Here is an 8577-nt window from a genome sequence, read left to right on the forward strand (position 1 = left end):
ATCATGCGCCAGACCTTTGACGAAACGACCGATCCGTCCTTTGGGGGCAAACACCTGCCGCTGCTGCGCGCCGAAATGGCCAAGCAGGGGCTGGATGGGTTTCTGATCCCGCACGAAGACGAGCATCAGAACGAGTATCTGCCGGACGCCAACGAGCGGCTGGCCTGGGCGACGGGCTTCACCGGCTCGGCCGGGGCGGCGGTGGTGTTCCAGGATCGGGCCAGCATGTTCACCGACGGCCGCTATACGGTGCAGGTGAAGGCCCAGACCGATCCGGCCCTGTTCGAACGCCGCGACCTGACCGAGGTCGCCGCCTATCTGGAGACGGCGGCTAAGGGGGCGGTGATCGGCTATGATCCGCGTCTGCACAGCCCCGACGCCTTGGTCGCCTTCAAGGCGGCGGCGAAGAAGGCGGGGGCCGAGTTGCGGGCGGTGCACGCCAATCCGCTGGACCTGGCCTGGGGCGCGGATCGTCCGGCCCAGCCGACGGCGCCGGTCGTTCCGCACGAGGATGTCTATTCCGGCGAGACCCATGCGTCCAAGCGGGCGCGGATCGGCAAGGCCGTGGCCGACGCCGGGGCGGACGCCGTGGTCCTGACCGCACCCATGTCCATCGCCTGGCTGTTCAATGTGCGGGGCGGGGACGTGATCCGCTCGCCCCTGCCCATCGGCCAGGCTGTGGTCGAGGCGGACGGTCGGGCCAGGCTGTTCCTGGATCCGGCCAAGGTGACGAACGGCCTGCCGGCCTGGCTGGGCGACGCGGTTCAGCTTGAGGCGCCGGAGCGGCTGGGCGAGGCCCTGGACGGTCTGGCCGGGCGCAGGGTGATGATCGACCCGTCCCTGTCCTCGGCCTGGTATTTCGACCGGCTGGAAGCGGCGGGGGCGACAGTGGTGCGGGCGATGGACCCGTGCGCCGTGCCGCGCGCCGCCAAGAATGCGGTCGAGATCGAGGGCAGCCGTCAGGCTCATATCCGCGACGGGGCGGCGCTGAGCCGGTTCCTGCACTGGGTCGATACGGTCGCGCAGGAGACCCTGCCGGACGAGCGCGAAGTGGTCGAGACGCTGGAGCGATTCCGCGAAGAAACCGGCGCGCTGAAGGACCTGAGTTTCGACACCATCGCCGGGGCCGGGCCAAACGGGGCCTTGCCGCATTACAAGCCGGTGGGCGCCAGCATTCGCAAGGTGGAGAAGGGCTCCCTGCTACTGGTGGACGGCGGCGGCCAATATCTGGACGGCACGACCGACGTGACCCGCACCATGGCCATCGGCGAGCCGACCGAGGATCAGAAGCGCAAGTTCACCCTGGTCCTGAAGTCCCATATCGCCATAGCCGTGATCCGCTTTCCCGCCGGGACCAGCGGCATGGCGCTGGACGCCATCGCGCGGGCGCCGATGTGGGCGGCGGGGCTGGATTATGATCACGGCACCGGCCACGGCGTCGGCAGTTATCTGGGCGTCCACGAGGGGCCGCAGCGGATCGCCAAATGGGGCACGACCCAACCGCTGCTGGAGGGGATGATCCTGTCCAACGAGCCGGGCTATTACCGCGAAGGCCACTGGGGCATCCGCATAGAGACCCTGCAGGTGGTGACGCCGGCCGTGGTTCCCGAGGGCGGCGAGCGGCCGATGCACGGGTTCGAACAGCTGACCTTCGCCCCCATCGACCGCAGGCTGATCGCGGTCGAGATGCTGACCCCGGACGAGCGGGCCTATGTCGACGCCTATCACGCCGAGACCCTGGCCAAGGTCGGGCCGCTGCTGGACGGGGCGGCGGGCGAGTGGCTGGAGGCGGCCTGCGCGCCGCTTTAGACCTCCGATCCGTCTGACCGGGGAGCGTCCTTGGGACAATGCCTGATCTGCGCGACGGGGCAGGGCAGGGCGTCGAGTGCCGAGGTCATCGCCGCATAGCCGGTGGCGACCGGGGCGTCGTAGGTCTTCCAGTCGCGGATGTCGCTGCCGGCGACCTGGGGCAGGACCAGGACGTCGGCGTCGGCGCGGGCCTGCTCCATTTCGGTGTCGGTCGTGATGGTCGCAGAGCGCATCAGGATCGAGACGATGGGCGGGCCGCTTTTCCACGCGCCCGACAGGATCCATTTCCACCACGACGGCGGGTTCTCCAGCGCCTGAGGATCGACGCCCCGCGTCTGGGACATGTCCACGCCGACGATGGGGCCGCTGTTCAACTGGCGCATGACGCTGGTGGGAAAGTTCTTCAGCACGGCGCCGTCCACCAGCACCTGACCGTCGATGACGACGGGCGGCAGGACGCCGGGAATGGCGATGGAGGCGCGCATGGCCCGCCGCATCAGGCCGGTGCGATGCACCTCGATCCGCCCCGAAGTCAGGTTGGAGGACACCGCGAAGAAGGGCAGGGCCAGATCCGCCAGGTCGATCTCGCCATAGGCGCGCTGCAGCAGGCCAGCGACCTTGCGGGCGCGGGACATGGCGATGATCGGCACGGCGAGGTCCGACAGGGGGTCGGACTCGACGAAGGCGCGGCGGATTTCGAAATCCAGCCGCTCGTGATCCCAGCCCAGGGCCGGACCGGCGGCGACGACCGCGCCCATTGAGGCGCCGCCGGCGAAGTCGATGGGGACTTTGGCGTCCTGCAGCGCCTTGACCGCGCCGATGTGGCAATAGGCGCGCGCCCCGCCGCCCGACAGCACCAGACCGACCGCCGTGCCGGTGACGACGCGGGCGATCCGCTCGGCGTCGCCGGCCAGACCCTCGACGCAATGGAACCAGCGGTCAGGCTGAAGCGCGTCCAGCCAGACGCGGGTGTTGGCCGGATGATGCATCCGGGGATCGCGCAGCAGGATCAGATCGGTCAGCCGGCGCCCGTCGCCGAAGCCGTGACGGCGCGGCACGGACGACGGCGGCGCCAGAAGCCCGCTGCCGACGACGAACATCCGGTCCACCTGACGCGCGCACAGATTGGCCCAGGCGGGCTGGTCGTGTTCGGCGACATAGAGGACGTAGTCGTGGTCGCCCTCGACCCGGCTGAACCATTCGGACGCGGAGGCCAGGGCCGACTGGTCGATGACCTGGCAGGTGAAGCCCATGGCCTGGATGGCGGCGCCGATCCGCTCCACGAAGGCGCGGATGGGGCGCGGGCGGGCCGAGACGAAGCCGAAGACGCTGGGCTCCGACGCCCCCGCCGTGCGTTCGCGGGCGCGGTGGATCATCAGGCGCGACAGTTCGACCATCAGGTCGGGTTCGGTGCGGGCGGCCTCGAAGAAGGCTTCGCGCGGCAGGGCCAGGATTTCGCTGTCGCGCAGGGCGACGACTGTGGCGGTATGGGGCGTTCCGGCCAGCATGGCCATTTCACCCACCGGCTCGCCCGCCTTGACCACGCCCAGCATATGCGGCGGCTGATCCGCCTCCATGCGGAAGACGCCCAGGCGGCCCGAGCGCAGCAGATACAGGGTGTCGGCCGGCTCACCCTCGGCGAAAAGCGGCTCGCCGCCGGTCAGGGCGAACCAACTGGCCCGGTCGATCATGCGACCTTCGAAAATGCGCGCGAGCGACGCCGCCAGCGTATCGGGACGAACCGTGGCCATGGCGAGGGTTGTAGGCGAGATTCCGGGGCGGGTGGAATGGGTCTGACGCCGACGCGCGAAAGCGGCCTCGCACCTTGGGCTGCGAAGTTGGAGGGCGTAATTCGCCAAGCGGCTGGATTAGCTGGGAATGGACCAGCCGCATTGCGATGGGGGGTAACGCATTCCGCCGACCTTTCTTTCGTCATTCTCCGGCGAGCGGAGCGAGACCGGGGAACCCAGCGGCGCGCGTAAGCGCAAACCTGTCGCGAACCAAGTTTCTACGATATCGTGCGGCGGACGCATCGCCTTCGGCGCCGCTGGGTCCCCCGGTCTGCGCCGCAAGCGGCTTGCCGGAGGATGACGAAAGGGAGGTGACGCCTGTGGGGCGTCAAAAGCCCCTCCGCCACTTCGCGGTCCTCCTCCCCACAAGTGGGGAGAAGACGGTGGGCGAGTCCTTATCCCGCGGGGGGAGAAGGGCGTTGTTTGGCTGCTCGTAGGCGGTGTTGGCGCCGCTTCCCGCGTTGCCCGTGACGGCGCGGGCGGGTAGAGCGTTCGGATTCTCCCGCCTGACCGAAGTTTCAGACCATGCACGACATCAGAGCCATTCGCGAGAACCCGCAGGTTTACGTGGCGGGCTGGTCGTCGCGCGGGGTGGATGAGGCCGATGGGCTGGTGGCGGACATCCTGCGGCTGGACGGCGAACTGCGTCACGCCCAGACGACAGGGCAGGACGCCCTGGCCAAGCGCAACTCGGCCTCCAAGCTGATCGGCGCCGCCATGGGGCGCAAGGACATGGCCGAGGCCGACCGGCTGAAAGCCGAGGTCGAGGCGCTGAAGGGCGACATCGCGGCGGCGGCCGAGGTCGAGGCGCGCGTCGGCAAGGAATTGCGCGACCTCCTGGCGGCGCAGAAGAACCTGGCGGCCGAGGGCGTGCCGGACGGCGAGGACGAGGCGGGCAATGTCGAGGTCTCGACCTGGGGCGAGCCGCGTCGCACCGGTCCGGCCAAGGATCACGCTGACCTGGGCGAGGCCCTGGGGATGCTGGACTTCGAGGCGGCGGCGAAGATGTCGGGCGCACGGTTCGCGGTGCTGAAGGGCCAGCTGGCGCGGCTGGAACGGGCCGTGGGGCAGTTCATGCTGGATGTGCAGACGGACCAGCACGGCTATCTGGAGGTGAACCCGCCGCTGCTGGTGCGGGACGAGGCGATGTTCGGCACCGGGCAGTTGCCGAAGTTCGGTGACGATCTCTTTTCCGGTCTGTTTGGCTTGGCTGGCGTTGCAGAGTTTGGTGACGACGAGCGTGACGTTGACGTCGTAGGCGAGTATGTAGAGACTCTACTTTGGGCCATTTCCAATGTGGAAGGGCGAGTCACGGAAGAGGCGATAAGCACGGCTTCGCAACGACGTGACGTCGAAGATTATGTGCCCAAGAAGTTCCTCGGAGACGAGAACTACCTCCAAGCTTTTCACGAACGGGCTGTCGCTTTCCTGAAACGGTTCATTGGTCAAACTGCCAGCGAAGTTCTGAAGCAGTTTGAGATCATTCGCTCGGCGCGAAAGCTTGAGCCTGTCGCGCGAGTTCAAACACTGATGGATGAGCGCCGCTGGCTCATCCCCACCGCCGAAGTCTCCCTGACCAATCTCGTGCGCGAGACCATCTTGTCCGAGGACGAGCTGGCGACACCGATGCGGATGACGGCGTTGACGCCGTGCTTCCGGGCGGAGGCGGGGTCGGCGGGGCGCGATACGCGCGGGCTGATCCGCCAGCACCAGTTCTCGAAGGTCGAGATGGTGTCCATCGCGCGGCCGGAGGACTCCGACGCCGAGCATGAGCGGATGACGGCCTGTGCGGAGGCGGTGCTGAAGGCGCTGGAGCTGCCGTTCCGGCGGATGCTGCTGTGCAAGGGCGACATGGGCTTTTCGGCGCAGAAGACCTTCGACCTGGAGGTCTGGCTGCCCAGCCAGGGGACCTATCGCGAGATCAGCAGCTGCTCGAACTGCGGGGACTTCCAGGCGCGGCGCATGGATGCGCGGTTCAAGCGCGCCGGCGAGAAGAAGACCGAGTTCGTCCATACGCTGAACGGTTCGGGCCTGGCGGTCGGCCGGACGCTGGTGGCGATCATGGAGACCTATCAGCAGGACGACGGGCGGATCGCCGTGCCGGCCGTACTGCAGCCCTATATGGGCGGTCTGACCCATGTGGGGTGACGGCTCGCTTTCGTCATCCTCCGGCGCGAAGCGACCGGGGGACCCAGCGGCGCGCGAGAGCGTGAACCTGTCGCGAACCCGATTTTCCGGCATCCTGCCGCCGAACCATTTCGCCTTTGGCGCCGCTGGGTCCCCCGGTCTCGCTGCGCTCGCCGGAGGATGACGAAGGAAAAGATGCGAATTCTTCTGACCAACGACGACGGGATCGAGGCCGAGGGTCTGGCCTGTCTGGAGCGGATCGCGCGGACGATCAGCGACGACGTCTGGGTGTGCGCGCCCGCCGTGGAGCAGTCGGGCAAGGGGCGGGGGATCACCCTGACCGAGCCTCTGCGCGTGCTGAACCTGGGCGAAAAGCGGTTCGCGGTGACGGGGACGCCGACCGACTGCGTCGTGCTGGCCGTCAACGACCTGATGCCGGAGAAGCCCGATCTGGTACTGTCGGGCGTCAATCGCGGGCACAATATCGGCGAGGACGTCAGCTATTCCGGCACGGTGGCCGGCGCGCTGCAGGGGATGGCCTTCGGCATCCGTTCCATCGCCCTGAGCCAGAGCCTGGAGCGGTTCCACGACGAGGTTGTCGCCCACTGGGAGACGGCGGAAGCCTTTGCGCCCGCCATCATCGGCCGGTTGCTGGCGCAGAAATGGGCGCCGGGCGTGGTGATGAACCTGAACTTCCCCAACCGCCGACCCGAAGAGGTGGATCAGGTCGAGGTGACGACGCAAGGGTTCCGCGACGTGGGCGAAATGCACGCCGTGCGCCGCACCGATCTGCGCGGGCGCGACTATTACTGGATGAGCTTCCGTGGCGAAAAGCGGGAGCACGCCGAGGGCACGGACCTGCGCGCCATCGACGAGGGGCGCATCTCGGTCACGCCGCTGCATATCGACCTGACGCACATGTCCAGCGTCTATGACCTGAAGAAGGTGCTGGGCGGGGCGCCGCCCAAGACGGCGCCCGCCGCCGCATGAACCTGCACGACGACCGCGCCGGCCGCCTGATCCTGTCGCTGCGTCAGCAGGGGGTCACGGACCCGCGCGTGCTGAAGGCGATGGAGAGCATCGACCGGGCCGTCTTCGTACACGAGAAGTTTCTGGACCAGGCCTGGGAGGACCAGGCCCTGCCCATCGACTGCGCCCAGACGATCAGCCAGCCCTATATCGTCGGCCTGATGACCCAGGCGCTGGAGGTCCAAGCCCGCCACCGGGTGCTGGAGATCGGCACCGGCAGCGGATACCAGTGCGCGGTCCTCAGCCGCCTGGCGCGCTATGTCTATTCGGTCGAGCGATACCGCAGCCTGCTGGTCGAGGCCGAGGCGCGGCTGCGCACGCTGGAGATCGAAAATGTCATCACCAAACATGGCGACGGCGGCCTGGGCTGGGCCGAACAGGCGCCGTTCGACCGGATCATGGTCACGGCCGCCTCGCCGACCGAACCCACCGAACTGCTGAAACAGCTGAAGCCGAACGGGGTGCTGGTCGCCCCGGTGGGCCGAACCTCGGTGCAGATGCTGCATCGCTACGTCGGCCAGGGCGACGGCTCCTTCCGCCGCGAAAGTCTGACGGAGGTGCGGTTCGTGCCCCTGGTCGAGGGGACGGCGAAAGAGGGGTGACTTGTCTCCAAGGCTCTTTCGGGCGAACCTCGCGGATATGAAATGGCCGCTAGCAGTCATCGCATTGTCGAGCATCGCCTTGTCGTCGCCGGCGATGGCGCACCAGTTCCTGGATTATTTTCCCTATGGAAAGGCCGATCTCTCGCCGAAGGGATATGAAACGGCCAGGGAGGTAGCCAGCTACGTCCAGCGTTATGGACCTGACAGCTACCGTGTGGTGATCGCTGCCCACATGGACACGGCAGAGGAGCAGGCGTTCAGCGACGAGCTTTCCGCCAGACGCGCTCAGTCCATGGCGACGGAGCTGGTGCGGCTCGGATTGGAGCCTGCCAGAATTGAGATGCGACCTTATGGAACGCGCGCGCTGGCCAAGCCGACCGACCGCGATGTGCGCGAGCCGCTGAACCGGCGTGTCACGGTGGATGTGAACTTTTAGCACATTAACCTTCGCGCCCCATTTCCGCGACGATTGCGGGGTTGGCTTATGGGGCGCGAGCGGGCACACCGGGCGGGCGAGTTTAACCATGCGAGGAGCGGCCGGTGGCGGTGATTTCGGGCTGGATGAGAGCGGCGTTGATCGCGGGGGCTTCGCTGAGCGCGGCGGCCTGCATGACCTATCCGTCCGAGCCGCGTTACTCCACCCATGCGGCGCCGGCGCCGGCGCCGGATCGCGGGGCCTATCCGCCCGCAGGCGGTCAGCAGTCGCCCTATCCCGGCGGGGCGCAGACCCAACCCGCACGTCCCGCGCCCTATGAATCGCCGCCGCCGGCGACGGCCCCCATCGGTCAGGTGGAGGGCGGGGCCCTGCCGCCGCCGGTCACGGTGACGCCCAGCCAGCCGGTCTATACCCCTCCCGCCTCTCAGCCGTCATACCCCGCGCCGTCCACCGCGCCATCGGGGCCGGTGCGCCCCGGCGCGGCCTATGTGATCCAGCCGGGCGACACCATCTCGGGGGTCGGCCGCCGGTTCCAGACGCCGGTGCAGACGCTGATCGACCTGAACGGCCTGGGGCCGCGCGGGGCCATCACCTCGGGCCAGCGAATCATCCTGCCGGAAGCGGCGGTGGATACGGGGCGCGATCCTTACGCGACCGGCGCCTCGCCCGTGGGCGTGTTGGTGCCGAACAACGGCGTGATCCCGCCGCCGCCGCCGCCGCCCTCGGGCAATGCGGCCCTGCCGGTGCAGACCCGGCCGGTGACGCAGCCGTTCTCGTCGGGCGC

General features: G+C 68.2%; 7 protein-coding genes and 1 pseudogene. 7 read left to right on the forward strand and 1 reads right to left on the reverse strand.

Annotation, left to right across the window (positions count from 1 at the left end; all coding sequences use genetic code 11):
• Nucleotides 1-3 precede the first annotated feature (3 nt).
• Nucleotides 4-1809 carry an aminopeptidase P family protein gene (locus tag RTU05_RS07130; RefSeq protein WP_312596937.1) on the forward strand — a complete coding sequence of 602 codons (1806 nt, stop codon included), beginning with the start codon at nt 4-6 and terminating at the stop codon, nt 1807-1809.
• Here the strand turns inward: RTU05_RS07130 and RTU05_RS07135 are convergent.
• Complete coding sequence (locus RTU05_RS07135) at nt 1806-3560, reverse strand: patatin-like phospholipase family protein (protein ID WP_312596939.1); 1755 nt, start codon at nt 3558-3560, stop codon at nt 1806-1808. The genes RTU05_RS07130 and RTU05_RS07135 overlap by 4 nt on opposite strands.
• 564 nt (nt 3561-4124) lie before the next feature.
• Here RTU05_RS07135 and RTU05_RS18300 point away from each other — a divergent pair.
• The 6 genes and pseudogenes from RTU05_RS18300 to RTU05_RS07160 all read left to right on the forward strand — a co-directional run.
• A pseudogene (locus RTU05_RS18300) lies at nt 4125-4433 on the forward strand (serine--tRNA ligase); the annotation flags it as partial.
• Nucleotides 4434-4469: 36 nt separating this feature from the next.
• Nucleotides 4470-5747, forward strand: a complete 1278-nt coding sequence (gene serS, locus RTU05_RS07140; RefSeq protein WP_409411601.1) for a serine--tRNA ligase — start codon at nt 4470-4472, stop codon at nt 5745-5747.
• A gap of 174 nt (nt 5748-5921) precedes the next feature.
• Complete coding sequence (gene surE, locus RTU05_RS07145) at nt 5922-6716, forward strand: 5'/3'-nucleotidase SurE (RefSeq protein WP_312596943.1); 795 nt, start codon at nt 5922-5924, stop codon at nt 6714-6716.
• Nucleotides 6713-7357, forward strand: a complete 645-nt coding sequence (locus tag RTU05_RS07150) for a protein-L-isoaspartate(D-aspartate) O-methyltransferase (RefSeq protein WP_312596945.1) — start codon at nt 6713-6715, stop codon at nt 7355-7357. Before surE ends, RTU05_RS07150 begins: the two co-directional genes overlap by 4 nt.
• A 64-nt stretch (nt 7358-7421) precedes the next feature.
• Nucleotides 7422-7793 (forward strand): OmpA family protein, encoded by a 372-nt coding sequence (locus tag RTU05_RS07155; RefSeq protein WP_312596947.1) that lies wholly within the window; start codon nt 7422-7424, stop codon nt 7791-7793.
• 104 nt (nt 7794-7897) lie between these two features.
• Nucleotides 7898-8577 (forward strand): LysM peptidoglycan-binding domain-containing protein (locus RTU05_RS07160; RefSeq protein WP_312596948.1); only part of this gene is annotated, 680 nt, incomplete at its 3' end.

This window comes from Brevundimonas sp., from assembly GCF_032017145.1.
GTDB lineage: Bacteria > Pseudomonadota > Alphaproteobacteria > Caulobacterales > Caulobacteraceae > Brevundimonas.

Coding starts and splice junctions, on each gene's coding strand:
- RTU05_RS07130 (WP_312596937.1), top strand. CDS start 4: ATGCGCCAGACCTTTGACGAAACGACCGATCCGTCCTTTGGGGGCAAA.
- RTU05_RS07135 (WP_312596939.1), bottom strand. CDS start 3,560: ATGGCCACGGTTCGTCCCGATACGCTGGCGGCGTCGCTCGCGCGCATT.
- surE (WP_312596943.1), top strand. CDS start 5,922: ATGCGAATTCTTCTGACCAACGACGACGGGATCGAGGCCGAGGGTCTG.
- RTU05_RS07150 (WP_312596945.1), top strand. CDS start 6,713: ATGAACCTGCACGACGACCGCGCCGGCCGCCTGATCCTGTCGCTGCGT.